Here is a 23778-nt window from a genome sequence, read left to right as displayed (position 1 = left end):
CCACTTGAGATATGCAGGTAAAACACCTGCACAGCATATCAAGGTGGAGATTTGAGATCACCGGGTCATTTCAGGCAAGTCGGAAAATGGCATGATTTGCGATGGTCCCGGTTTTCCGATAGGTGGAATCCATATCAATCGGCGCGGACCGCAGGCTCCGCCCCATGAGCGCGTCAGGATAAACCATGCAGACCATTTTCGTGCAGTTCAAATGCCACCCCGGACAGGCCTATGATGTCGCAGATGTCGTGGTGCGCACGCTTGAGGAGACGTCGGAAATCTATTCGACCTCGGGACATTACGACCTTCTGGCGAAATTCTACCTGCCGGCCGAAACCGATATCGGCCATTTCGTCACCAGCCGTCTGCAGACGATCGACGGGGTGAAAGACACCTTCACCCTCGTCACCTTCAAGGCCTTCAGCTAGCAAGGCGCCGCTTTCAAAAACGCGGCGCTTCGAGGCCGGCCGCGCGATAGGCGGCGATCAGCGTATTGGCCATCAGCATGGTGATCGTCATCGGCCCGACACCGCCGGGCACCGGCGTAATCGCCCCGGCCACGGGTTCGCAGGCGGCAAAATCAACGTCGCCCAAAAGCCGGGTCCTGCCTTCGCCGCGCTCGGGTGCGGGAACACGGGTAATTCCGACATCGATCACGGTAGCACCCGGTTTCACCCAGTCGGCCTTGACCATCTCCGCCCGGCCGGTGGCTGCGACCAGGATATCGGCATTGCGGCACACCGACGCGAGATCAGCGGTGCGCGAATGGGCCATGGTGACCGTGGCGTTGGCTTGCAGAAGCAACCGGCCCATGGGTTTTCCGAACAGGTTGGAACGGCCGACGACAACAGCGTTCAACCCGGAAAGATCGTCGCCATGGATCGAGCGGACGAGGATCATCGCGCCGGCCGGCGTACAGGAGATCAGGCCGGTCTTCAGGTCGCCGACAGCAAGCTTGCCCGCATTGACGATCGAAAGCCCGTCGACATCCTTCTCCGGGCGGATCATCTGGATGACCGGAAATTCGTCAAGATGAACGGGTAGCGGCAGTTGAACCAGAACGCCGTGAATGGCCGGATCGGCATTCAGCTCGCCAACGACCTTTTCCAGATCGGCCTGGCTGGTGTCGGCATCGAGCGTCACCTGAACGGAATGAAAGCCGCATTCCTTGGCGCGCTTGCCCTTGGCGGCCACATAGGTGTGGCTTGCGGCATCGTCGCCCACGATCACGACCGCCAGGCCGGGGACGACGCCTTTTGCGGTATTGAGTTCTGCCGTGGCCGTCTTGATCTTCTCGATGACCCCGGCGGCAATTGCCTTGCCGTCAATGCGTTCTGCCATGTAGAAACTCCCGAAATCTTTCTGCTGTCGCCCTGTTCAGGCGCCGGAAACGAAAAACGGCAAGCGCCGGAGCGCTTGCCGAAATATTCTGAAAAGCACGACCTGCCGGTCCACTCAGTTGAGACGCTTTTTGACCGAATCAACAGATTTGGAAAACAGCTTCGACTGAACTGCCGGGGTTGCTTTCTTTTCCAGAACGATGCGCGCCGCATCCACGGCGACATCAACGGCAGCGCTGCGCACCGCCTCGATGGCATCCTGCTCGGCCTGGCGAATCTTCTGCTCGGAAAAGGCCGTGCGACGCTCGACATATTCCTGCGTCTTGCGGTGTGCCTCTTCCTTGATCGCCTGCGCCTCGCGCTCGGCAGCGGCAACGATATCCTTGGCTTCGTCCTCGGCTTCGCGACGCTTGCGCTGGTAATCGGCCAGCACATGCTGGGCTTCTTCGCGCAGACGTTTGGCTTCGGCCAGTTCATCGCGAATTTCGTCCGCGCGCGAATCAAGCGAGCGAAGCAGAATTCCGGGAACCTTGAAATAGGCCACGACGATGAAGAACAGAACCAGGCCTACAAAGGCATAAAATGTCGCATCAAGTGACATGATCAGCCCTCCTTGACCGATGAAACGGCCGCTTCGACATCGCCCTTGGCCACGCGCCCGCCGATCAGCTGGGTCACGATCTGGGCGGCAGTCTCTTCGGCAATGGAGCCGACTTCCTGCAACGCTTCAGAGCGAACCTTTTCGATCCGGGCATTGGCCTCGGTCAGCTTCTTGCCAAGCTCGCCTTCGACCTGGGCCCGTTCGGCCTCGGCCTCGGCACGGGCCTTATCGGCGGCAGCCGCCGATATCGACCGCGCTTCATCGCGCGCCCGGGCCAGTTCCTTTTCATAAGCGGCAATCGCGGCATCGGCCTCGTTACGCAGCCTTTCGGCCTCGTCGAGATCCTGAGCAATCCGGTCATGCCGGTCTTCCAGAATGGAGCCGACGCGCGGAATGATCATCCTCTTCATCATCAGATAGAAGAGTCCGAACGTGATGGCCAACCACAGGATCTGCGACGGGAAAGTCGCAAAATCAAATGGCGGGAACACCTGTTCTTCGTGATGCTCTATTTCGGCCAGCGTCGTCTCGGTATGCGCTTCTGCGCCTTCCGAGGTCTGCGCCAGAGCCGGTGTCACAATCATGCTCGCCTCCAAAGGTCTTCGACAACAGTGGACACGGCGCCGAAAACGGACGCCGTGACCTAAACGTCAGACCGCTTAAAACTTAAACGGCGAAGAGCAGGAGAAGAGCGACGAGCAGCGAGAAGATGCCGAGCGCTTCGGTCACGGCAAAGCCGAAGACCAGACGGCCGAACTGGCTGTCAGCTGCAGAGGGGTTGCGCAGTGCGCCGGTGAGGTAGTCACCGAAGATACGGCCCAGACCCATGGAGGTTGCGCCCATGCCGAGGCATGCAATACCGGCACCAATGAACTTTGCTGCTTCCGCTTCCATAAAAGAACTCCTTCGAAAGAATGGGTTGTTGCGGCTTAATAGCGATGCCGGCCCCTGCTGTCCAGCAGGAACCGACAGAGTTTATTCCCTAGTGTTCGCCTGCGTTGACGGCATCATTGAGATACATGCAGGTCAGGACTGCAAACACATAGGCCTGCAGGAAGGCGACCAGGAATTCCAGCGCCGTCAGAGCGACGGTCATGGCCAGAGGCAGGATCGCGCCGCCGGTTCCGATCGTGCCGATCGCGCTGAGCGAAACGACAAAGCCGGCGAAAACCTTGAGCGTGATGTGGCCGGCCAGCATGTTGGCAAACAAACGAACCGACAGGCTGATGGGACGCGAGAGAAACGAAACGATCTCGATCAGCGTCACCAGCGGCAGGAGCGCCGCGGGAACGCCCGACGGCACGAAAACCTTGAAGAAACCGAAGCCGTGCTTGTAAACGCCGTAGCCGACGACGACACACATGACCATGATTGCTAGAGCGAAGGTGACGACGATTTGGCTCGTCACCGAGAAGAAATAGGGGAACATGCCAATCAGATTAGCTGTCAGCAGGAACAGGAACAGCGTCAACACGAAGGGGAAGAACACCATGCCCTTTGTCCCCGCGCCCTCCCGCAGCATCGAGGCGACAAACTCGTAAAGCAGTTCCGCGATCGACTGCGTGCGCGACGGAATCAGGCCGCGTTTCGATGTTGCCAGAAACATGAAGCCGGCTGCGGCACCGACCGTAATCGCCATGAACAGCGATGCGTTGGTGAAGGAAAAGTCCAGTCCGCCGACATTGATCGGAACGATACTGTGGATCTGAAACTGATGGGTCGGATCGTTTGACACCTGAGCTCTCTCTTCTCACCTTGCGCGCGACCAACCCTTAAGGTCATGCGCGCAGAACCAAATTTACTTCCCGTCCTTCTTCAGACGGTCTTCCGGCTCAGCCACATAACCGACGGAGCGCAATACATTCAATACCCCGGCACCAAATCCGAGGAGAAGAAAGCCGATCATGCCCCAGGGGCTGGTCCCGGCGAACTTGTCGAGGAGATAGCCGAGCATGAAACCGACGAAGATGGCGGCCATAAATTCGCTCGAAAGCTTCAGCCCCTTCGACATTTCACGCCGGTCATTGGCAGACGATCCTGCCGCCTTCCGGCTCTCTCCGTCCTGGCTCTTCCGCCGCGCGCCAAGTTCACTGGCAAGCCGCTTGCGGCGCTCTTCCAAGTCCTCCTGCCCGTCCTCTGCCATACTTTCCGCTTTCTCAAAAATCCGCCATGGCCGTTACCGACCATACGTGGACATTTCAGCAATGCGATAAAGCCTTTGGGACCCCCCGGTCAAGTCGCGCGCACCATAGTTTTCCTCCTTATGCTAGTCAAGCTGCAGGAGAACGGCAATCGGACGACGAAAATTGTTCATGACAGCGCCTAGAGCATTTCAGACTGAGATGGAAACAGTTCTGTTTGCCCAAACCGGTCATTCCACGCGAAGAAGCCCGCGCGGCATAGCCATAGCTATGTCGAAGGGCTTCGACAAAGTGGAGGGCCGGTTTCGGCAAACCCTGAAGGGCGGCATGAATTTGCGCCATTCCCGGCGGTCTTCGGCTTGGACATAGCTTCGGCTATGCCCTGCGCCAAAGTCCTTGGTTCTGGCGCAAATTCCTTGCCGCAGAACGATTCCATCTCAGTCTGAAACGCTCTAGAACCAGCCGCGCGAACGCAACCAGTAGATGGCGAGCACGCCCGTCAACAGCATGGCGGCAAGGGACGCCGGGTAACCGTAGGTCCAGTGCAGATCGGGCATGCGGTCGAAGTTCATGCCGTAAATACCGGCAATCAGCATCGGCGGCGCGAACACCACGGAAACCACCGAAAACAGCTTCATGATGTTGTTTTGTTCGAGATTGACGAGGCCAAGCGAAGAATCAAGCAGGAAAGAGATGTTCGAGGACACGAAACTGGCATGCTCGGCAAGCGACTGGATATCGTGGGCGACGATACGACACACATCCTTGGCGGGTTTGTCGCCGTGCACCTGCTCGAGCGCCTGCACATAGGTTGACAGACGCGCCAGCGTAATCAGGCTGTCGCGGGTCTTGCTCACCAGCCGGTGACAGGCCGAAATCTCGATCAGCCGTTCCTCGAGTTCGGCAGGTGGGCGGCGGCGACCGCGCGCGCCCTCCCCGAAAACGGCAATCGATATGTTGTCGATCCTGGCCACCGCAAGCTCCAGAATTTCCGCGGTGCGATCAACGATCGTATCGAGGAGATTGGCCAGCACACGCACGCCTTGCCCCGGACCGAGATCGAGACGCTTCATGTCGGCGGCAAACAGAAAAAACGGCTTCGGCTCGGCATGGCGGATGGTGATCAGCCGGCCTTCGGCGAGGATGAAGCCGACATCGGTGAGCTGGGCAAGGCCGAAATCCACATTCATCACGATCGACGCCGTCATGTAGACAGCGTTGCCCTCGGTGTAATAGCGGCTCGAAGGCTCGATATTCTTCAGGGTCTCGCGGGTCGGCAGCATCACCCCCAGAAGCGTTTCCATTTGGCGCATATCCGCCTCGGTCGGATCGAGCATGTCGATCCAGACGACATCGTCACCAAGGGGTTCGGATGCGTCACCTGACGGCAAGGCCGTCTTGACGCCGCCTGCCTTGTAAAGATGGATCATTCGAACCCCGTCCTTTCCCCGCACACTTGCCTCTATTGGCTACCCAAGCATAAAAGGCAGGGCAAGTGTGTTTTTCACGCTTATACGCCCTGTGTCAGGCATAAAGCGCTCTAAACACCGTCGCCCGCACCGCCCGTTCGCCGCAACATGGACATCGCCCTCATGCAACCTCATGATTTCTGGCAGGATTTTCTGCCGCCGCACTCAATCGACGCGCATGCGCCGCTGACAAAGGCCTACCCGGCAACGCTTGCAGACGGTCGCCAGTTGCTGTTGCCGATCCGGACGCTGGACGGCGGCGAGCGGGGCCTTGCCTCGCTGATCATCAACCAGGCGTCGTTCGCAGTGACCGAGGCGCTTGCCGCCGATCTGGCCGCGCGCCTGGCGCAGGCAAAACCGGATATTGTCGTCGGCCTGCCGACACTCGGGCTGACACTGGCTGCAAGCGTGGCAAGAGCGCTCGGACATGAGCGCTTCGTGCCGCTCGGAAATTCCCGCAAATTCTGGTACGAGGACGCCCTTTCAATGCCGGTCAGCTCGGTCACCACGCCCGATCAGGACAAGCGGCTGTTCATCGATCCGCGCATGCTGCCGCTTCTTTCGGGAAAGCGCGTGGCACTCATCGACGACGTGATCTCGTCCGGTCGGTCGATCCTTGCCGGACTGTCTCTGCTTGAAAAATGCGGCATCCGCCCGGTGGCGATCGGCACGGCCATGCTGCAGACGCACAAACACCGCAAGATGCTTCAAGATTACGACCCCGCACTGGCCGAGACCATTGAGGCCTGTTTTTCGACCCCCGAACTGCAACGCGGTGAAGGCGGCAAATGGCATGAAAGGCCTGCCGGCTGACACTCGCCCTGAACACAGAAAAAACCCGTGGTCCGAAGACCACGGGCTTCCGCAACGAACTGCTTCCTTTATCAGTTCAGAAGAACTGCATCAGGGTTTTCATTCAACGCTTCCTCGGAAAACTCCGGCTGATTTTCCAGCGTTTCCCGATCAAAACGGGTCTCTACGATGTAGACATCCCCGTCACTCATGATCGTGACCGCATCGGCAGAAATTGCAACCGGTTTTTCACCGAGCCCCAGAAAACCACCGACATCGACAATCAGAATATTCTGGCTCTGATCGCCATGGGTCATGACATTCGACACTTCACCAACGCTGTCACCTTCGGAACTCAGAACGGATGCGCCCTCAAGCTCATCGAAGGAAACCGAGGCCATGTCGACTTCCGACATACCTTCCAGCATCGGGTTTTCCGCATTCATGTTTTCAGCGGCGTCGTCACCCATGCTGTCCACGCCGGCAACCATTTCATCCATGGCGTTGCCTGCCGCCTCACCGGCCTCGTTCATGGCGTTACCCGCCGTGTTGGCCAGATCCTGCGTTTCATTGGCAACGTTATTGGCGGCGTCACCGGTTGCCGTCTTCAGCTGATCCGCTTCCTGCTGAACAGCGGCCGTGCCGCCCTCAATCAGGTTAGCATCATCATATTCGAAGGCCGGAGCGTTTTCGAGCTCTTCGCTCGTGGCATCAATGGTCAGCCAGTTGCCCTGCTCACCCTGCTGCCAGCTCAGACGGTCGAATGAAACGGCGACTTCTTTCTCACCAATTCCGAGAAAACCGCCAACGCCGATCACGGCAGCAGTCGCACTGCCGTCGGAGTCCATCACGATATCGTTGATATCGCCGACCTGCTCGCGCTCCTGTTCACCGGCATTCTGCCCGTAAACGGGCCAGCCGAGAAGCGAACTTGCCAGAACCTGCTGGTCGGTCGCGCCGAAAAAGCCCTTGGCGTCTTCCGCAGCAGCCTGGCGCTCGGGGAATACCGGCGTCGCGCCGGTTTCCATACCGGCATCCATGCCGGAGGTCGCCGCAGGTTCACTGTTCATCGTATCGGTATTGGTAGAATCCTGCGCGTAAGCCGCGCCAGTGGAAACAATCGCAACAATTGCCGTAGTCGAAAGAATCTTGCGAAGCATTTTAATACTCCTCTCTTCTTGGGTGTTTCGTTGCAGGATTTGTTTATTACTATATTTTATCGTTTTTCTTCTCACCTGCATCACACCAACAAAACGTACTGGCTGGAATCTTGTTCCTGCACCGATCACTTTTTTTCGCCGGTACGACGAAAAAAAACAAACCCGCCCTGATGTGTCAGGACGGGAACGGCATGCTTCAGAGGCTGTCAGGCGGAACGTCTTTTTCAGACCGCTCAGCAAAAGCGCAGCGGCATCCTGATGTGAACCCTCAGACCGGTATCGGCAAAATCGACATCGACATTGCTGCCGATAATCTTGTCGAGGCTGCGCTCGATCAGCACGCTGCCGAAACCACGCTGCTCCGGCGGCATAACCGGCGGCCCCCCGACCTCCACCCAGTCGAGTTCGAGATGCGGCGTGCCATTGCCGTCAGTGCTGCAGGCAACGGTGATATCGACAACACCGACTCGCGTTGAAAGCGCACCGAACTTGGCGGCATTGCTCGCCAGCTCGTGGATCACAAGGCCGAGCGCCAGCGCTTCATCGGGGTCGAGATAGACAGCACTTCCATGAATATCGACCTGGCGGCTGCCGCTGTCGATATAGGGCGCGATCTGTGAGCGCATCAGGCGGTCGAGCGCGATTGCCCCCCACTGCTCATCCGAAAGCAGTGTATGGGCTGCCGAAAGCGCCTGCAGCCGGCCGGAAAACGCCATGTTGAATTCAGCCGACGTGCGCGATCTGCGCAATGTCTGCCCGGCAATCGACTGGACGATCGCCAGCGTGTTCTTGACCCGATGATTGAGTTCACGCAGGAGCAGCCGTGTCTTCTGCTCGGATTCCTTGGTGACGGAGATATCCACCACGACACCGAAGACCGACCCGCTCTCTTCCGGAGACAGAACGCTCTCATAAGCGCCGCCCAGCGACAGCAGCCATTTTCCCGTGTTTGCAGCCTTGAATTCGCACTGATATTCCTCACCGCGCTCAAGCGCCGCCCTGAACCGGCGCAACAGAGGAATGCGCGTTTCCGGCGCAATGGCGCGCAGAACGCGGCGCCAGGTCAACACCTCCCCGACCGGCAGACCGAGCATTTCGCGCAACACGTTGTCGCACTCCACCGTGTTGCTTTTCCGGTCCCAGCTCCAGGCGGCGATATTACCGGCCCGCAATGCCATGGAGTGGCGCTTCTGGGCACGTGACAGCGCAAGGTCCGCCGAGACCTTGCCGCGCGCAGCATCCTTCAGCTCGTAAAGCGAGCCGGCCAGATTGGCGAGCCGGCGCAGCGCCGCGGCATCTTCAGAGGAAATATCGTGATGGTTCTTGCTATCGATCACGCAGAGCGAACCGGCATTGACGCCGTGAACCTTGATCGGCGCGCCTGCAAAAAACCGGACGGGCTTGCCCTCAAACGAGGGGACGGACGGTGTGAGATGGCTCTGATCGGCCGGATCGTTGAGGATCAGCGCCGGATCCGTTTTCAGCACCAGCGGATAAACGAAAAGGCCCGAGCGCGTCGGGACCACCTCGGGCGCCATGCCATGAACCGCCTGCACCCAATTTTCGTCATAATCGGCAATCAGGATAAGGGCTGCGGGGCATGAAAAACGCAACGCCGCCGCCTCGACAATGGCGACGAAGTCCTCATCGGTTTCGGCGGCGCGCATGATTGTCTGCGAAAGCGTGTTGAGTCGGTCCTGATCCTTGATCGCGTCGACAATGTCGGTGGGCAAATGTTCCACTGGTTCAAAAGCTCTTTATTTTCATGGCGTAAAGAGCGCGCTCTCCCGCCGAATGTCGGATCACCGTGACGACCAAAGAAAACCGGTCACCCTCATGAACGCCCGATCCTGGCTTAGGTTCCCTTGCAAACTGAATTTAATCAAATCCGTTCGGGCATACGCAAATGGGGCACTGCGATCGCAATGACCGCAGCACCCCGGATTTATCAATCTGTGGACAGGTCAGCGACCGTTCCGCATGTCCTCATGCCGGCCGCGACACGAATGCACTACCGACCACCGAGGCGGAATTGGCATCCGGCCCGAAGTCGAGTTCTCCATCAATGTCCAGAAGCTCCTGAAGCTTGCCGCGCGCCCGCGCAATCCGGCTCTTGATCGTGCCGATCGCGCATTCGCAGATTTCAGCGGCCTCTTCATAGGAAAAGCCGGAAGCGCCGACCAGAATGATCGCCTCGCGCTGATCATCGGGCAAACGGTTCAGCGCCTTGCGGAAATCGCGCAGATCCATCGCGCCATACTGGGCCGGATGGGTCGACAGGCGTTCGGTAAAGACGTTGTCGGAATCCTGTATCTCGCGACCGCTCTTGCGCATCTGGCTATAGAATTCATTACGCAGGATCGTGAACAGCCACGCCTTGATATTCGTACCCTCGGCAAAGCTGTCCTGCTTGGCCCAGGCTTTCATGATCGTATCCTGCACCAGATCGTCGGCGAGGTCCTGATGCCCGCTCAGCGACACCGCAAAGGCGCGCAGGCTCGGCACGGTTTTCAGCATATCGCGCTTGAAGCTCGTATCGTCATCCCTGACCAAGGCTGTCATCCTTTCGCGCTGCGCGTCGATTCGGACTCGGCCGCATCAAGGCGTTCGAGCAAATCAAGAAAACGATCCGGAATTTCTTCCTGCTCGACGGCATGATAGAGCGCCTTGAGGCGTCGGCTGATTGCCTCTTCCGGGCTTTTGGCCGTGCCAGGCATGGCCTGCCCCTTTCCCAGGCTGCTGTTGCTTTTCACCAGTTTTATCCCGTTAGTACTCAATTGCGTGTTCTGATCGAAAACGCCGGCCGTTATAAAAAGTTCCACCGATGCCGGAACTTTTTTTACGCCCGCGCATTGCAGTTAACTGAAAGTGCTCTTTGAGCCTTCCCAAACAGACCTACCGAGGCAGGAGACTGAATAATTATGTCGCTTTCAACCCGTATCGCTGCCCATTTGCCATACCTCAGACGCTATGCCCGCGCCGTGACCGGATCGCAAACTTCTGGCGATGCCTATGTTGCCGCCGTACTCGAAACGCTGATCGAGGACGTCTCTCTCTTCCCGGAGGACGGAGATGACAAGGTTGCACTTTATAAACTCTTTTCACGCCTTTTCGGTTCCACGACAATCGAGATCGAAAATATTGACTCGCCCTACTCCTGGGAAAAGCGCGCCGCCGCCAATCTGATGGCGCTGCCGGCCAAGCCGCGGCAGGCCTTCCTGCTGATCTCGCTGGAAAATTTCTCACATGAGGAAACGGCTGCAATTCTGGAAGTCGATCCCGATGTCGTACCGGGCCTGATCGATGAAGCCTCGTCGGAAATCTCCCGTCAGGTTGCCACCGATATCATGATCATCGAGGATGAACCGCTGATCGCCATGGATATCGAACAGATGGTCGAGAGCCTTGGACACCGGGTGACGGGGATAGCGCGCACCCACAAGGAAGCCGTCGCGCTTTACAACAGCTCCAAGCCCCGCATGGTTCTGGCCGATATTCAGCTGGCAGACGGCAGCTCCGGCATCGACGCGGTGAACGACATTCTGGAACATGATTCCATTCCGGTGATCTTCATCACCGCCTTCCCAGAACGTCTTTTGACCGGCGAACGTCCCGAACCGACATTCCTCGTCACCAAGCCGTTCAATCCGGACATGGTCAAGGCGCTGATCAGCCAGGCCCTGTTCTTCCAGGAAACGCACGAAGAAGCGGCCTGAAGACCGGTTTCCAACCGGAAAACCACACGTTCCCATGAAAGGCGGCTCCGGCCGCCTTTTTTGTTTTGTTTCGGAACCCGGCCCACGGTGATGCGTTCTACTTTCACGAAACAAAGGAGCGTATCATGCTTTACTATGCTGCTGTTTTTCTGGTCATAGCCCTTGTAGCCGCCGCCCTCGGCTTCGGCGGTATTGCCGGTGCATCCGCGGGTATTGCCCAGATCCTTTTCTTCCTGTTCCTGCTGTTCTTCGCGGTCGCCGTCATCGTCAACTTTGCGCGCAGCAGATAACAACACGGATATCGGAAAACAAAAAAAACGGCCTCCTCTTCGGGGCCGTTTTTTTTGTTGCTTCAACAACAGCATCGGTCTGCAAACCATAAAAAAGCAGCGGTTTTTCACCGCTGCTCTTTCACACATCGCGCTTTGGCGATCAGTTCATGCGAGACATCCAGCTGTCGACATCGCGCTCGGCTTCATCACGTTCCTTGCCGTAGCGCTCCTGGATCTTGCCGATGAGTTTTTCGCGTTTACCGGCAACGACATCCAGATCGTCATTGGTCAGCTTGCCCCACTGGGCCTGTGCTTCTCCCGTAAACTGTTTCCAGTTGCCTTCAATACGATCCCAGTTCATAAGCTCGCTCCTTTCAGCTTGCTTTGTTATTGAGTGGGTAGAACGCACAGGACAACGCTGCGGTTCCGTAAGACCGGTCAGTTCAAACGCTTGTATTGATGAGGCGAAAGGTTGATTGACAATATATCGAAAAAAAGGAATGTACACGGTAGCGCTTTGTGTTCCGGTAAGCGCTGACACATCCACGGTGCCAGACAACTGCGCGCAAAACGTTTAGCCTGCTTGATCATCACCGAAAACCAAACACCTCATTTCCACCCATGGAATGAAACAGAATAGGCTTTCAAGCCTGCAGATTGGGCGTCCGCGAAAATATGCGAAAGGTTCTCGATAACGTTAGGGCAAACTGGCTTCCCCTGCTGACCCGCTTTTTGCCGGCTCTGGTCTTTCTGGTCGTAACGATCATCGGTCTCGGCATGTCGTTTTCGATCTACCGTGCCTCCGAAGTGGAACGCCGCGCCAAATTCGAAATCGTCGCCGGGGACGCAGTTGACCGGATTGTCAGCCGTTTCCATCAGCACATGTCGCTGCTGGAAGCCACCAAGGCCTTTTTCGAGGCAACTGACGGCATGGTGGATCGCGATGCCTTCCGCACCTATGTCGACGGACTGGATACCGAGGGCCGTTATGACGGGATCCAGGGCATCGGCTTTGCCCGCATGATCTATACCGGCAACGAAGCCAATGCCGAGAACATGATCGCCCGGTTTTATGGCGAAAACATCGAAATCTGGCCGGAAACCGATCAGGATTTCCGCGCAGCCATCGTGCTTCTGGAGCCGGAAGACGAACGCAACCGGGCGGCCATCGGCTACGACATGTACAGCGACCCGGCCCGCCGTGAGGCCATGGCCGTCGCCTTTGCCAATGACACGCCGCGCGCCAGTGGACCGGTTCAACTCGTTCAGGAAATCACCTCGCAAAAGCAGACCGGGTTTCTGCTTTATCTGCCATTCAAGATCGACGGCGGGCCCAATGATGCCGAAGGCAACCTGCCGCTTTCCGGTTTCATCTACGCTCCGTTCCGCGCCGGGGACCTTTACGCCGCCGTCATGGACGATGAGCCGGCATCGCCTGTAGCGATCGAAGCCTATGACCAGGATGTCCCCGATACGCTGCTGTTCAAATCGGCAAGTTTTGACAGAGAGCTGGCAGACAACACCCTGGCGATCACCAGCGAAGTCGATATCGCCGGACGCACCTGGGTTATGAAGATGACGCCGAGCGCCGCCTTCAAAAAGGCCGCCTTCGATATCACGCCCTTTGTCGTCGGCTCCGTCGCCCTGCTTCTCGCCGTGGCGCTGTCTCTTGCCGCACAGTGGCAGATCAGGGCGCTTGCCGCCGCAAGGGAAGTCCAGCGCGTCACCCAGAAATCGCTTCAGGAACGCGAACTGATGCTTCAGGAGATGAAGCACCGGATCAAGAACTCGATTGCCCGCATGCTCGCGATCGCCCGGCAGACCGCTCACCACGCCGACACCCTCGACCAGTTCATGGAATCATACGCTGCCCGCCTTCAGGCAATGTCGACGGCACAGGATGTCCTGACCCGCTCGCGCTGGCAGCGGGCCGACCTTCGGGAACTGCTTTCGAAGGAACTCGATCAGGTCTTCGGTGATGCCGACACCCATTACCAGGTTTCAGGTCCCGCCGTCGAACTTGAAGAAAAGGCCACCCAGGCCTTTAGCCTGACCTTCCATGAGCTGGCGACCAATGCGCTGAAATATGGCGGCATGGCGGACAATGGCGGAAGCCTTGATGTTTCATGGTTTTACGACGGCACGGGTTCGCAGCGTAAACTCAGACTTTTCTGGCGGGAGCATGGCCCCGCCCCCGTTTCCAAACCCGAACGCAAGGGTTTTGGAACACGGCTGATCGATGCCAACATCATCGGGGAGCTGCAGGGAACCATCGAGCGGCACTATCGCGAAAACGGCCTCACCGTCGAAATCAAGGTTCCAAATCCCGCCGATCCCCAGACCCGGCGCACACGCTGGCGGCGCAGACGGCGCGCAAAGGACGGAACCGTGTATAACGGGTAAGCCCCGCCTTCGTCCGCCGGTTCAGACTTTGGTAAAACGCAGCGGCTCCGTCTTCAGGAAGTCAAGGAAGGCGCGCAGCCGGCGCGGCATGCGCCTGCCTTCAAGATAGACCGCGTGAATATCGAGCGGCGCAGGTTGGTGAGGCTTGAGCACCTGCACCAGTTGGCCTGACGCAATGTCGTCTCCCACAACATAATCGGGACAAAGGGCAATGCCCTGCCCCTCAAGGCAGATATCACGGGCGACACGCGCTGAATTGACAAGATAATGCCCGTGAACCGGAATGCGGACAGGTTCATCATTGTCCACCAGCGGCCAGCCGCCCCCTGGGGTCCTCAGATTGGTATCGCGGATGCATTCGTGCTGTTGAAGGTATTCAGGGCGTTGCGGGTTGCCGCAGCGCTCCAGATAGGCCGGCGTTGCCACCATCACCATCGCCGTTTCTCCGAGCTTGCGGGCGATCAGCGCGGAATTTGCCAGATTGCCGATGCGGATGGCCGTATCAATGCCTTCGGCAGCCAGATCCACGTAACTGTCCGACAGGCGCAGGTCGACGATCAAATCTGGGTGGCGTTCCTGAAACCGGCGCAGCATCTGCTGGACGAGAAGTTCGCCGAAGGTCAGCGGCGCGGAAACCCTGAGCGTTCCCGAGAGGCCGGAGCCGCTCTCCTTCAGGTCACTGCGGATTTCGTCCAGTTCATCCAGCCAGTGCGGCAGACGGCCGTAGAGATTTTCACCGGCCACCGTCATGCCCAGACGGCGGGTGGTGCGCTGAAGCAGGCGTACACCGAGCCGGTCTTCCAGTTCACCCAGATATTTGGAGGCCAGCTTTCCCGAAATGCCAAGCCGCTCGCCCGCTGCGGCAAAGGAGCCGCTTTCGACTGCGGCAACGAAAACCCGAAAACCGTCGATCAGATCCATATTTTATTCCGAACAATACGAGGAATATCATTCTTCATATTCGCCCTTTTAAAGATTGTAAGCAAGGCGCATCTTCTGGTCATCGAACAACGCAGGGCGCAAACGCCCAAGGACAGCGCGCTTCAGAAAAAGCGCCAAGGAGATGAAAATGAACATTGCAATTCTCGGTACCGGTAATATCGGCTCTGGCCTCGCCCGCACTTTTGCAAAGACACAGCACGGCGTTGTCGTCGCCGACCGCAATGGTGGTGAAGCGGCCGCAGCCAAGCTTGCCGAAGACGGTCTCACCGTTCAGGCTGCCGGCATTGCCGCCGCCGTCGCGCAGGCCGACATCGTGATCCTCGCTTTGCCTTACGGCGCTATTGCAGGTCTGGCCGATCAGGCGGATTTCGCCGGCAAGATCGTGGTCGACCTGACCAACCCGATCAAGGGCGACTTTTCCGGCCTGGTCGTTTCCGGCGAGAATTCGGCAGCAGAGGAAATCGCCAGGGCACTTCCCGGCGCCCGCGTGGTCAAGGCGTTCAACACCGTCTTTGCCGACCTTTATGCTGAGGGCCTGAGCTTCAACGGCACGCCGGTGCAGACCTTCGTTGCCTCCGATGACGATGAAGCCAAGCAGACCGTGATCTCGGTTTCCGGTGAAGCCGGCTTTGATGCCCGCAATGCCGGCGGCCTCGCCAATGCCCGCTATCTGGAACCGCTCGGTTTCATGAACATCCAGTTCGGCTACATGCTCGGTCAGGGCACGCAGATCGCGCCCTTCTGGCTGACCCGCTGATACGCGTCGGCACTGCGCGGCGGCGGCAGCCTGCTCTGATGCCGCCGTGCTATCTTAGGTAAAACAGCCGTCGTCATGGTTTCAAACGGGACCCATGACGGCGCGCATCAAGGAGAGAACCCATGCTTGTAGACGGAAAATGGAGCGCTGACTGGCAGCCCGTGCAGAAAAAGGATGAAAAAGGCCGCTTCGTGCGCCAGACATCATCCTTCCGCAACTGGATCACGCCAGATGGCGCGCCCGGCCCGACCGGCGAGGGCGGGTTTGAGGCCGAGGCCGGGCGCTACCGGCTCTATGTCGCCTATATCTGCCCCTGGGCATCGCGCACGCTGATCGCCCGCAAGCTTAAAGGGCTTTCCGACCTGATCCCGATCACCGTGGTCAACCCCGTCATGTCGGATCAGGGCTGGCAGTTCGGCGGTTATCCGGGGGCTGACGAGGACCCGCTTTTCGGTTCGCGCTATATCCATGAGCTCTACACCCGCGCCGACCCGCATTTTACCGGCCGCGCGACGGTTCCCGCCCTCTGGGACATGAAGCGCAATGTGATGGTGAACAATGAAAGCGCGGATATCGTGCGCATGCTCAACACCGCGTTCGAGCATCTGGTGCCGTCCGACTATGATTTTTACCCGGAAGCCCTGCGGGAAGAGATCGACGCATTGAACCCGCGTATCTACGACCTTCTCAACAACGGCGTCTACAAGGCGGGATTTGCCTCCACGCAGGAAGCCTATGACGAGGCTGTGGCCGGTGTCTTTTCGATGCTGGACGAGCTGGAAGAACGTCTGGATGGAGGATTTTTGTTCGGCGATCAGTTGACCGAAACTGATATCCGCCTGTTCGTAACGCTGATCCGTTTCGATGCGGCCTATCACGGCATCTTCAAGACCAACCGCCGGCAGATTGCCGACTATCCAAGGCTCTCGGCCTATATGGAAAAGGTGCTCCGCCTTCCCGGCGTCCGCGAAACGGTGAATATGGACCATATCACCCGTGGCTATTATTCGATCAAGGCGCTCAACCCGACACGCATACGCCCGGTCGGCCCGGCGCATGTCGAAGCCTTGCTGAAGGCGGTCGGGCAAGCAGGCTGACGCCTTCACTTTCCCTGCGATCCGGACCTGCAAGGCAGACAACGCCTTGCAGGTCCGCACCGGACAGGAGGTCTCTTATACTTCGGCAAGCGCCCGGGCGATGCCGCGGACTTCCGACAGGCCGCGCAGGCGGCCAATCAGCGGATAGCCCGGATTGGTCTTGCGCGACTGGTCGTCAAGGATGGCGTGACCGTGGTCGGGACGGAAGGGAAGCTGGACGCCTCTGGCCTTTTCGACCTCAAGCGCTGCCCGGACGACCGCCACCATATCGACATCACCTTCCAGATGCGGGGCTTCGTGGAAGCTCATGCCATCTTCTTCACGCTTGGTGGCACGCAGGTGCAGGAAGTGCACCCGGTCTCCATGCTTTTTCAGCATCGCAGGCAGATCGTTTTCGGGCCGGATACCGTAGGAACCGGTGCAGAAGGTGAAGCCATTGGCAGGGCTCGGCACGCGGGCGGCAATCCGGTCCATATCCTCAACCGTCGAGACCACGCGCGGCAGGCCGAACAGCGGACGCGGTGGGTCATCGGGATGGATCGCCATGACGCCACCGGCTTCTTCCACCATCGGCACGACGATTTCCAGAAAACGCGAAAGCTGTTCCGCAAGGGCTGCGGCATCGATCGCATCATAACGGGCGAGTTGCCCCCGGAAATCTTCAAGCGTGTAGCTTTCCTCGGCGCCGGGCAGACCGGCCAGCACGGTGCTGATGAGCTTGGCAATGGCATCTTCGTTCAGCGTCTTGAAGCGGGCTTCGGCCTTTTCGACGACGTCTGCCGGATAATCGGCTTCCGCGCCCTTGCGCTGCAGGATGAAAAGATCGAACACGACATAGAGCAGATAATCGAAGCGGAGCGCCAGCGCGCCGTCTTCCAGCGGATAGGTGAGGTCCGTGCGCGTCCAGTCGAGTACCGGCATGAAATTGTAGCAGATCGTCTTCACGCCCTCGCGCGCCAGGTTCTGCGCGGAGCGGCCCCAGGTTTCGGCCAGTTCTTCCCAACCGGGTTCAGCCGTCTTGATCTTCTCGTGAACGGGAATGCTTTCAACGACGGACCAGGTAAGGCCGGCTTCGGCAATCAGGTCACGCCGGGCGGCAATCGCCTCGCGTTCCCACAGCACGCCGTTCGGCAATTCGTGAAGCGCGGTCACGATATCGGTCGCGCCGGTCTGGCGCACCTCTGCAAGTGAAATCGGATCATTGGGTCCGAACCAGCGCCAGCTTTCCTTCATGGTATTCTCCTGTCATTATTCTCTGAAACAGTCGGGAGCAGCGCGCGCTCGAAGCGCCGGAAGGGGTCCGCTCCTGACTGAAAACCGGGTTTGGCGATCTTGCCGTTTGCCCGTTGCCTATCCCACGATCCGCCCCAGTTCATGCGAGCCAAAGACATAGCCGTCAAAGGCCGGATCATCGACATCCGACAGCTCCATCAGGGTCTCACGCACATTCTGGAGATGCGTCCACATGGCCTGCCGGGCGCGGGCCGGGTCTTTCATCTGCAGGGCCTGCAATATCTCCTGATGATCCTGCAGCCAGCGGCGGCGGTAATCCGTGTCGAAAACGCGGGTGTGAAGCTGCGCCCACATCCGGCTTTTCTTGCGCTTGCCCCACAGTTCATCCAGCAGATCGACCAGCACGGCATTCTGGGTGGCAACCGCAATCAACCGGTGAAACAACTCGTCGGCCTCATAGCCGTCGTCGGTTCCCTTTTCGATGGCCTCGCGCTCCATGTCGAGCGCCTCACGCATTCTGCGGATATCCGCCATGGAGACCATCTCGGCGGCAAAGGCGGCAATCGTCGATTCCAGAAGCTGACGGGCCTGCAGCAGTTCGAACGGGCCGAAATCATCCGGCAGATCCTCGATGCGCGGCTCATCCGGCTCCACGGCTTCCTGCGGGACGGCAAGATAAATGCCCGATCCCTTGCGCACATCGACCAGACCTTCAAGTTCAAGCGTAATGACGGCCTCACGCACCAGCGAGCGGCTGACCCCAAGCTCCTCGGCCATCTGGCGCTCGGTCTTGAGGCGATCGCCGGGCTTGTAGTCCGAGCGCGCGATCAGGCCACGGATTTCGTCAGCGACTTCCTGATAGCGGCGCTTTACGATCTCTCCCATTCTTCAACCTCCCCTGCGGCAACCATATGATAGAATGATCGCAGTATAGCGAAGGATTTCTTTCTGGTTACCTTATCTGCGGCGATAAGCCCCTTACGGTTAAAACCACGCTGGAATATCCCCTGCCGGCGTTCAGTCCGGAAATCATAGAGGATCCAGGGCGACATGCCCTTGACGAAATCGAGGTCCTTCAGCGTAGCGATCTGCTTTTCGTAGACGCTTGCCTGGTAATCCTCCGAGAACAGGCCATCCTTCGGCCCCTGCTCGGTGATGTCGGCATCCGCGCCGGTTTCCGAAATGACAACGGGGCGGTCCGGCTGGGAATTGGCGAGGATTTTCGGCAGTTCGGAAAAATCCTCGTCATACCAGCCGTAATATTCGTTGATCCCGATGATATCGAGATAGGCGGCAAGCCGGTCCTCGATCTTCAACTTGGTGTGGTTCACAAGGCAGGCGGCCGCAATCAGCCGCGTCGGGTCTTCCGCGCGCGCGGTTTCGGCAAGACCCTTCATGAAGGCGAGCCGGGCGTCGGTATCGGCATTTTCATTGCCGACTGACCAGATCGCCACACATGCACGATTGCGGTCGCGGCGGATCAGTTCAAGCAACTGGTTCTGCGCATCCCGTTCGGTTGCCGGATTGGCGAAATCGATGGCCCAGTAGACCGGGATTTCCGCCCAGACGAGCAGACCGATCTCGTCGGCCAGTTCGACGGCGCGTTCGTGATGGGGATAATGCGCAAGCCGCACGAAATTGCAGCCCATCTCCTTGGCATCGGCGTAACGCCGGCGCAGATCGTCCTCGGTGATGACCTTGCCGCGCTTGTCGTCATCCTCATGCACCGAAATGCCGCGCAGCCACAGCGGGCGTCCGTTCAGGTAAAGCTCCCGGCCCTTGCGCTCGATCGTACGGAAGCCGACGCGATCCGACACGCGGTCGTCACCGGCGCTGACATGGACATCGTACAGCTTCGGCCGATCGGGCCGCCACAGCAGCGGACCGGCGGCGATATCGATACTGCCCTTGCCGTCGACAAGCTGCACCGTCTCGCGAATGCCGAGTTCGGGGATCGAAATTTCAGCCGTTTCGGCGCCCTCGGCCACGACGCTCGCCGTCAGACAGGCAAAATGGCTGTCAGGCTTGAGATGGATGAAGAAATCGCGGATCAGGCTTTCCGGCGTTTCGACCAGCGAGACTTCGCGATAGACGCCGCCATAGTTGAACCAGTCGGTGTTGCGCATCGGCACGCGGTCAAGGGTGCGCACATTGTTGACGCACAACATCAACCAGTTGCGGCCATCCTTCAGGCGGTCGGTCATTTCGGCAAAAAAGGGTGTCGAGCCACCATAATGATTGCCGACGAATTCGCCGTTCAGGAAAACCTTGCAGTCATATTGCGCCGCGCCGACGCGCAGGAAGGTGCGCTTGCCGGGCTTCGGCGAAAAATCGACGGGACGGGTATACCATGCGCTGCCTTCGAAGAAGTACCACTTCTCCTTCAGCATCTGCCAGCAGGAGGGCACGGGCACGGTCTCGCCCATATAAGGGTCGTAGTCCCAGGGTTCTTCCCGGTCGCGCGGGGCGGCCGGCTCCATGGCGAACCACTTCTGGCGCAGGCCGGTATCAAGCAGGTCGACACAGAAATTCCAGTCGCCGTCCAGCGAAACCTGTTCGCGATCGCCCATGAAAATCATGGTTGTGTGGTTGAGGTTCTGCGTATTGAAAGGACGGTCATAGTCCTCGTCATGCAGCGCCTGCAGCGCATTTTCCGCCAATACCGATCGCTCAAGCATGATGAGCCTCCACCGAACCTATCACATTGTCTCAGTTGGCCGGCCGCCCAAGGCGGCCGACCAATTTTTCGCGCGACTTAGTTGTCGCTGTAGTCTGCACCGGCGGCCTGGATGCGGTCGACCAGGTCGGCAACAGCCGGGGAGCTGCCCTTGACTTCCTCATACATCGGCTGAACCGCTTCGATGAAGGGGGCCTTGTCGACGGTATTGACCGTGACGCCCATTTCCTCGATCTCGTCCATGGTCTTGGAAACGATCTCGTCCCACTGTTCGCGGTGGAACTTCATGGCTTCCTGAGCGGCCTGCTGGAAAGCGGCCTTATCCTCATCGGACATGGAGTCCCAGGCGCAGTTCGAAATCACCACGACGGAGGGGATCATTGTGTGTTCGTCGAGGGAGAAGTAGTCGGCCACTTCACCGTGACGCACGGTGGTAAGCGCGGTCGGGTTGTTTTCCGCGGCATCGACGACACCCTGCTGCAGGGCGCTGTAGAGTTCGCCATAGGCGAGCGGCGTCGGGCTGCCGCCAAGCAATTCAACCATGCGGATCGCCGACGGGCTCGGCTGAACGCGAACCTTCATGCCCTGAAGGTCTGCCGGGGTGTTGATCGGCTTGTTACCGTAGAAGGAACGTGCGCCCTCGAGCAGGAATGCAACACCCTGGAACCCCTTATCATGGGAGGCATCAAGGATTTCCTGGCCGATATCACCGGTCAGAACGTCAAACTGATGGTCTTCGCTGAGGAAGAGGTACGGCAGGTTCAACGCCGAATAGGTCGGCTCGAAGGCCTCCAGTTCGCTGGCATTGCTCTTGGCCATGTCGAGCACGCAGCTCTGCACCAGTTCCATCGATTCGCGCTGGTTGCCAAGCTGGCCGTTGGGGAAGACCTGGATATCCCAGGCGCCATCCGTCAGCTCCGACAGGCGCTCACCCATGAATTCCATGGAGATATGCAGCGGATGGTCCGGCGGGTTGTTGTGGTTGAGGCGAAGCGTGCGCGCTTCGGCAGTTGCAGCAAAGGCGACGGCAGCAACGCCCGTCATCAAAGCGATTTTGGAAAAGATCTTCATATCTTCCTCCCGGCACCCGATCGTTTGAGGATAGGTTAATTGGGCCGCCACTGAGTGCCCTTTCGCGGCGGATGTCGTCATGGTTGACCAAATAAATATTGATGTCAACCAAAATAGATAAATTGGTTGACCAATTTTTTATTTTGGTCCATGGTCCGGTCATCGGCCCGAAGGCACCGCCCGAAAGGCTGCATAAAAGAACTCGCTCAAGGGAGGGTCGGATGTCCGAAACAGGAAAACCCGACACGATCAGCCGTCTGACCGACGGCCTTGCCAACGTGATCGACGCCATTTTGCGCGTCATTATCGTCGCCGGCTTCTCCGGCATGGTCATTTGTGTGGTGTGGCAGGTGATGAGCCGCTACATCCTGCGCGCACCTTCGATCTACACTGACGAAATCGCACGCTTTCTGTTCATCTGGATGGCGCTGATCGGCGGCGCCTACACCTTTGGCAAGGGCCGCCACCTCGCCATCGAAATCCTGGCGCCCGCGCTGAAGGGCTGGCGCAAGCAGCTTGCGCAGCTGGCCGTTGTTGCGGTCATTGCCTTTTTCGCAATCGCCGTGATGATCAATGGCGGCAGCGCGCTGGTGGCCCGCACGCTGGCAAACGGCCAGGTTTCGCCGGCTCTGCAAATGCCCATGGGCTACGTCTACTTCGCCATCCCGGCCTCCGGCGCCTTCATTCTCATCTACTGCATTCAGATGGCCGTCCGCCTTTTCCATGGCATGACGCCTGTTGAAGCCCCGCCCGCCGAAGCCGGCGGACCTCTGGACTAAGGGAGATTTTTTTCATGCTTATGTCTTACGCTCCACTGGTTCTGTTCGGCAGTTTCATCCTGCTGATGGTTCTCGGCGTTCCGATCGCCTTTTCAATCGGCGTTTCGGCCGTCCTCACCTTCGCGCTCTTCGTCGGCATCGACCAGTCATTCTTCATCGTCGCCCAGCAGATGTCTTCGGGCCTCGACTCATTCACTCTTCTGGCGATCCCCTTCTTCATCCTGGCGGGCAACATCATGAACCGCGGCGGCATTGCCCGGCGGCTGATCGATTTTGCCAAGGTTCTGGGGTTCGCGCTGCCCGGCTCGCTGGCCCATGTAAACGTGCTTGCCAACATGATGTTCGGCGCGCTTTCAGGCTCTGCCGTGGCTTCGGCCGCCGCTGTCGGCGGCGTCATGGCGCCGCTTGAAAAGAAGGAAGGCTATGACCCGGCCTATTCGGCCGCCGTTAACATCTCCTCCTGCACCACCGGCCTTTTGATCCCCCCGAGCTCGACCTTCATCGTCTACTCGCTGATTTCGGGCGGCACCTCGGTCGCGGCACTGTTCGTTGCCGGCTATGTGCCCGGCATCCTGATGGGTCTCGGCATCATGATCGTCGCCGGCGTCATCGCCAAGAAGCGCGGCTACCCGACCCAGCCGCGCCCGAGCGTCATCGAATTCGTCAAGAAGGGTCTCGACGCCATCCTGCCTCTGGGCCTGATCGTCGTCGTCATGGGCGGCATCATCCTCGGTGTGTTCACGGCAACGGAAGCCTCGGCGATTGCTGTCGTCTACACCATGCTGCTCGCCTTTGTCTGGTATCGTGAAACCTCGCTCAAGCAGCTTCCCTCGATCATCCTTGAATCGGCGATCACCACTGCCGTCGTTCTCCTGATGATCGGCTGCTCGATTGCGATGTCGCGCGCCATGGCCTTCGGCAACATCCCGAACATGATCTCCGACTTCATGCTCGGCCTGTCCGATAACCCGATCATGATCCTGCTGATCCTGAACCTCGTTCTTCTGGTTGTCGGCACCTTCATGGACATGACCCCGGCGCTGTTGATCTTCACCCCGATCCTGATGCCCGTGGTTCAGCAGCTTGGCATGGACCCGGTTCAGTTCGGCGTGATGATGACCCTCAACCTGTGCGTCGGCATCTGCACCCCGCCTGTCGGCTCGGCCCTCTTCATCGGCTGCTCGGTCGGCGGAACCACGATCCCGAAGGTGATCAAGCCTCTGATCCCCTTCTTCCTGACCCTGATTGCGGTCCTGCTGCTCGTCACTTATGTCCCTGCAATCAGCCTTGCCCTGCCCCGCATGCTTCTGGGTTATGGCGGCTAACAT

Annotated in this window: 26 protein-coding genes; 9 read left to right on the top strand and 17 right to left on the bottom strand. The window is 58.8% G+C overall.

Annotated features, from left to right (window positions below; all coding sequences use genetic code 11):
- Positions 1-185: 185 nt before the first annotated feature.
- Positions 186-428, top strand: coding sequence for an Lrp/AsnC family transcriptional regulator (locus ABID12_RS10865; RefSeq protein WP_106302975.1), 243 nt, complete (start codon positions 186-188; stop codon positions 426-428).
- Positions 429-441: 13 nt separating this feature from the next.
- Here ABID12_RS10865 and folD read toward each other — a convergent pair whose 3' ends face one another.
- The 7 genes from folD to ABID12_RS10830 form a co-directional block, all read right to left on the bottom strand.
- Entirely contained in the window at positions 442-1341 is a 900-nt protein-coding gene (gene folD, locus ABID12_RS10860; protein ID WP_354434214.1) for a bifunctional methylenetetrahydrofolate dehydrogenase/methenyltetrahydrofolate cyclohydrolase FolD, read from the bottom strand.
- Positions 1342-1455: 114 nt separating this feature from the next.
- A complete protein-coding gene (locus ABID12_RS10855) occupies positions 1456-1941 on the bottom strand; it encodes a F0F1 ATP synthase subunit B (protein ID WP_106302981.1) in 486 nt (161 codons plus the stop codon).
- Between the two features lie 2 nt (positions 1942-1943).
- The gene (locus ABID12_RS10850) at positions 1944-2525 is read right to left on the bottom strand and encodes a F0F1 ATP synthase subunit B (RefSeq protein ID WP_319517871.1); all 582 of its coding nucleotides are present in this window, start codon (positions 2523-2525) and stop codon (positions 1944-1946) included.
- 82 nt (positions 2526-2607) lie between these two features.
- Entirely contained in the window at positions 2608-2835 is a 228-nt protein-coding gene (locus ABID12_RS10845; RefSeq protein ID WP_018063478.1) for a F0F1 ATP synthase subunit C, read from the bottom strand.
- 88 nt (positions 2836-2923) lie between these two features.
- On the bottom strand, positions 2924-3676 hold the full coding sequence (locus tag ABID12_RS10840; protein ID WP_106302987.1) for a F0F1 ATP synthase subunit A: 753 nt from the start codon (positions 3674-3676) through the stop codon (positions 2924-2926).
- A gap of 63 nt (positions 3677-3739) precedes the next feature.
- Positions 3740-4084, bottom strand: coding sequence for an AtpZ/AtpI family protein (locus ABID12_RS10835; RefSeq protein ID WP_106303292.1), 345 nt, complete (start codon positions 4082-4084; stop codon positions 3740-3742).
- A gap of 450 nt (positions 4085-4534) precedes the next feature.
- Complete coding sequence (locus ABID12_RS10830) at positions 4535-5512, bottom strand: magnesium transporter CorA family protein (protein ID WP_319517872.1); 978 nt, start codon at positions 5510-5512, stop codon at positions 4535-4537.
- Between the two features lie 162 nt (positions 5513-5674).
- On the opposite strand from ABID12_RS10830, the gene ABID12_RS10825 reads away from it, so the two are divergent.
- Complete coding sequence (locus tag ABID12_RS10825; RefSeq protein ID WP_354434213.1) at positions 5675-6364, top strand: phosphoribosyltransferase; 690 nt, start codon at positions 5675-5677, stop codon at positions 6362-6364.
- Between the two features lie 71 nt (positions 6365-6435).
- Here the strand turns inward: ABID12_RS10825 and ABID12_RS10820 are convergent, their stop codons facing one another.
- The 4 genes from ABID12_RS10820 to ABID12_RS10805 form a co-directional block, all read right to left on the bottom strand.
- Positions 6436-7743 carry a PRC-barrel domain-containing protein gene (locus ABID12_RS10820; protein WP_354434212.1) on the bottom strand — a complete coding sequence of 436 codons (1308 nt, stop codon included), beginning with the start codon at positions 7741-7743 and terminating at the stop codon, positions 6436-6438.
- Positions 7737-9245 (bottom strand): sensor histidine kinase, encoded by a 1509-nt coding sequence (locus ABID12_RS10815; RefSeq protein WP_354434211.1) that lies wholly within the window; start codon positions 9243-9245, stop codon positions 7737-7739. The genes ABID12_RS10820 and ABID12_RS10815 overlap by 7 nt, the downstream gene beginning before the upstream one ends.
- A 244-nt stretch (positions 9246-9489) precedes the next feature.
- On the bottom strand, positions 9490-10065 hold the full coding sequence (locus ABID12_RS10810) for an RNA polymerase sigma factor (RefSeq protein WP_106303002.1): 576 nt from the start codon (positions 10063-10065) through the stop codon (positions 9490-9492).
- The gene (locus ABID12_RS10805) at positions 10062-10220 is read right to left on the bottom strand and encodes a NepR family anti-sigma factor (RefSeq protein ID WP_181190682.1); all 159 of its coding nucleotides are present in this window, start codon (positions 10218-10220) and stop codon (positions 10062-10064) included. The genes ABID12_RS10810 and ABID12_RS10805 overlap by 4 nt, the downstream gene beginning before the upstream one ends.
- A gap of 204 nt (positions 10221-10424) precedes the next feature.
- Here ABID12_RS10805 and ABID12_RS10800 point away from each other — a divergent pair, with 204 nt between their 5' ends.
- On the top strand, positions 10425-11219 hold the full coding sequence (locus ABID12_RS10800; RefSeq protein WP_106303005.1) for a response regulator: 795 nt from the start codon (positions 10425-10427) through the stop codon (positions 11217-11219).
- A 125-nt stretch (positions 11220-11344) separates the two neighbouring features.
- Positions 11345-11509 (top strand): DUF1328 domain-containing protein, encoded by a 165-nt coding sequence (locus ABID12_RS10795; protein ID WP_024710220.1) that lies wholly within the window; start codon positions 11345-11347, stop codon positions 11507-11509.
- Between the two features lie 142 nt (positions 11510-11651).
- Here the strand turns inward: ABID12_RS10795 and ABID12_RS10790 are convergent, their stop codons facing one another.
- Positions 11652-11852: a CsbD family protein gene (locus ABID12_RS10790; RefSeq protein WP_106303008.1), complete on the bottom strand. Its 201-nt coding sequence runs from the start codon at positions 11850-11852 to the stop codon at positions 11652-11654.
- Between the two features lie 314 nt (positions 11853-12166).
- On the opposite strand from ABID12_RS10790, the gene ABID12_RS10785 reads away from it, so the two are divergent.
- A complete protein-coding gene (locus tag ABID12_RS10785; protein ID WP_354434210.1) occupies positions 12167-13894 on the top strand; it encodes a CHASE domain-containing protein in 1728 nt (575 codons plus the stop codon).
- 21 nt (positions 13895-13915) lie between these two features.
- Here the strand turns inward: ABID12_RS10785 and ABID12_RS10780 are convergent, their stop codons facing one another.
- Entirely contained in the window at positions 13916-14815 is a 900-nt protein-coding gene (locus ABID12_RS10780; protein WP_354434209.1) for a LysR family transcriptional regulator, read from the bottom strand.
- Between the two features lie 70 nt (positions 14816-14885).
- Between ABID12_RS10780 and ABID12_RS10775 the strand changes: the two genes are divergently transcribed.
- Both ABID12_RS10775 and ABID12_RS10770 read left to right on the top strand, forming a co-directional pair.
- Complete coding sequence (locus ABID12_RS10775; protein ID WP_354434291.1) at positions 14886-15593, top strand: NADPH-dependent F420 reductase; 708 nt, start codon at positions 14886-14888, stop codon at positions 15591-15593.
- Positions 15594-15715: 122 nt separating this feature from the next.
- A complete protein-coding gene (locus ABID12_RS10770; RefSeq protein WP_354434208.1) occupies positions 15716-16690 on the top strand; it encodes a glutathione S-transferase family protein in 975 nt (324 codons plus the stop codon).
- A gap of 75 nt (positions 16691-16765) precedes the next feature.
- On the opposite strand, the gene uxuA is transcribed toward ABID12_RS10770, so the two are convergent.
- From uxuA to ABID12_RS10750, 4 genes are all read right to left on the bottom strand, one after another.
- Entirely contained in the window at positions 16766-17923 is a 1158-nt protein-coding gene (gene uxuA / locus ABID12_RS10765; RefSeq protein ID WP_354434207.1) for a mannonate dehydratase, read from the bottom strand.
- Positions 17924-18040: 117 nt separating this feature from the next.
- Positions 18041-18808 carry an FCD domain-containing protein gene (locus ABID12_RS10760; protein ID WP_319517880.1) on the bottom strand — a complete coding sequence of 256 codons (768 nt, stop codon included), beginning with the start codon at positions 18806-18808 and terminating at the stop codon, positions 18041-18043.
- Complete coding sequence (locus ABID12_RS10755) at positions 18793-20601, bottom strand: glycoside hydrolase family 2 protein (protein WP_354434206.1); 1809 nt, start codon at positions 20599-20601, stop codon at positions 18793-18795. Before ABID12_RS10755 ends, ABID12_RS10760 begins: the two co-directional genes overlap by 16 nt.
- A 77-nt stretch (positions 20602-20678) precedes the next feature.
- On the bottom strand, positions 20679-21671 hold the full coding sequence (locus ABID12_RS10750) for a TRAP transporter substrate-binding protein (RefSeq protein ID WP_354434205.1): 993 nt from the start codon (positions 21669-21671) through the stop codon (positions 20679-20681).
- 221 nt (positions 21672-21892) lie between these two features.
- On the opposite strand from ABID12_RS10750, the gene ABID12_RS10745 reads away from it, so the two are divergent.
- Both ABID12_RS10745 and ABID12_RS10740 read left to right on the top strand, forming a co-directional pair.
- Complete coding sequence (locus ABID12_RS10745) at positions 21893-22450, top strand: TRAP transporter small permease (RefSeq protein WP_181190679.1); 558 nt, start codon at positions 21893-21895, stop codon at positions 22448-22450.
- A 14-nt stretch (positions 22451-22464) separates the two neighbouring features.
- Entirely contained in the window at positions 22465-23775 is a 1311-nt protein-coding gene (locus ABID12_RS10740; RefSeq protein WP_227023564.1) for a TRAP transporter large permease, read from the top strand.
- Positions 23776-23778 lie beyond the last annotated feature (3 nt).

This window comes from Martelella mangrovi, assembly GCF_040545495.1.
In the GTDB taxonomy this organism is placed as follows: domain Bacteria; phylum Pseudomonadota; class Alphaproteobacteria; order Rhizobiales; family Rhizobiaceae; genus Martelella; species Martelella mangrovi.
Note: the sequence above shows the minus strand (reverse complement) of the source record. Positions and strands in the feature narration are given on the sequence as shown.

Excerpts from the sequence above, each read along its gene's own strand:
- ABID12_RS10855 (WP_106302981.1), bottom strand. The coding sequence starts at position 1,941 with ATGTCACTTGATGCGACATTTTATGCCTTTGTAGGCCTGGTTCTGTTC.
- ABID12_RS10805 (WP_181190682.1), bottom strand. The coding sequence starts at position 10,220 with ATGCCTGGCACGGCCAAAAGCCCGGAAGAGGCAATCAGCCGACGCCTC.
- ABID12_RS10790 (WP_106303008.1), bottom strand. The coding sequence starts at position 11,852 with ATGAACTGGGATCGTATTGAAGGCAACTGGAAACAGTTTACGGGAGAA.
- ABID12_RS10780 (WP_354434209.1), bottom strand. The coding sequence starts at position 14,815 with ATGGATCTGATCGACGGTTTTCGGGTTTTCGTTGCCGCAGTCGAAAGC.
- ABID12_RS10785 (WP_354434210.1), top strand. The coding sequence starts at position 12,167 with ATGCGAAAGGTTCTCGATAACGTTAGGGCAAACTGGCTTCCCCTGCTG.
- ABID12_RS10745 (WP_181190679.1), top strand. The coding sequence starts at position 21,893 with ATGTCCGAAACAGGAAAACCCGACACGATCAGCCGTCTGACCGACGGC.
- ABID12_RS10865 (WP_106302975.1), top strand. The coding sequence starts at position 186 with ATGCAGACCATTTTCGTGCAGTTCAAATGCCACCCCGGACAGGCCTAT.
- ABID12_RS10760 (WP_319517880.1), bottom strand. The coding sequence starts at position 18,808 with ATGGGAGAGATCGTAAAGCGCCGCTATCAGGAAGTCGCTGACGAAATC.
- ABID12_RS10850 (WP_319517871.1), bottom strand. The coding sequence starts at position 2,525 with ATGATTGTGACACCGGCTCTGGCGCAGACCTCGGAAGGCGCAGAAGCG.
- ABID12_RS10800 (WP_106303005.1), top strand. The coding sequence starts at position 10,425 with ATGTCGCTTTCAACCCGTATCGCTGCCCATTTGCCATACCTCAGACGC.
- ABID12_RS10795 (WP_024710220.1), top strand. The coding sequence starts at position 11,345 with ATGCTTTACTATGCTGCTGTTTTTCTGGTCATAGCCCTTGTAGCCGCC.
- uxuA (WP_354434207.1), bottom strand. The coding sequence starts at position 17,923 with ATGAAGGAAAGCTGGCGCTGGTTCGGACCCAATGATCCGATTTCACTT.
- ABID12_RS10810 (WP_106303002.1), bottom strand. The coding sequence starts at position 10,065 with ATGACAGCCTTGGTCAGGGATGACGATACGAGCTTCAAGCGCGATATG.
- ABID12_RS10740 (WP_227023564.1), top strand. The coding sequence starts at position 22,465 with ATGCTTATGTCTTACGCTCCACTGGTTCTGTTCGGCAGTTTCATCCTG.
- ABID12_RS10845 (WP_018063478.1), bottom strand. The coding sequence starts at position 2,835 with ATGGAAGCGGAAGCAGCAAAGTTCATTGGTGCCGGTATTGCATGCCTC.
- folD (WP_354434214.1), bottom strand. The coding sequence starts at position 1,341 with ATGGCAGAACGCATTGACGGCAAGGCAATTGCCGCCGGGGTCATCGAG.
- ABID12_RS10825 (WP_354434213.1), top strand. The coding sequence starts at position 5,675 with ATGCAACCTCATGATTTCTGGCAGGATTTTCTGCCGCCGCACTCAATC.
- ABID12_RS10770 (WP_354434208.1), top strand. The coding sequence starts at position 15,716 with ATGCTTGTAGACGGAAAATGGAGCGCTGACTGGCAGCCCGTGCAGAAA.
- ABID12_RS10755 (WP_354434206.1), bottom strand. The coding sequence starts at position 20,601 with ATGCTTGAGCGATCGGTATTGGCGGAAAATGCGCTGCAGGCGCTGCAT.
- ABID12_RS10830 (WP_319517872.1), bottom strand. The coding sequence starts at position 5,512 with ATGATCCATCTTTACAAGGCAGGCGGCGTCAAGACGGCCTTGCCGTCA.
- ABID12_RS10835 (WP_106303292.1), bottom strand. The coding sequence starts at position 4,084 with ATGGCAGAGGACGGGCAGGAGGACTTGGAAGAGCGCCGCAAGCGGCTT.
- ABID12_RS10750 (WP_354434205.1), bottom strand. The coding sequence starts at position 21,671 with ATGAAGATCTTTTCCAAAATCGCTTTGATGACGGGCGTTGCTGCCGTC.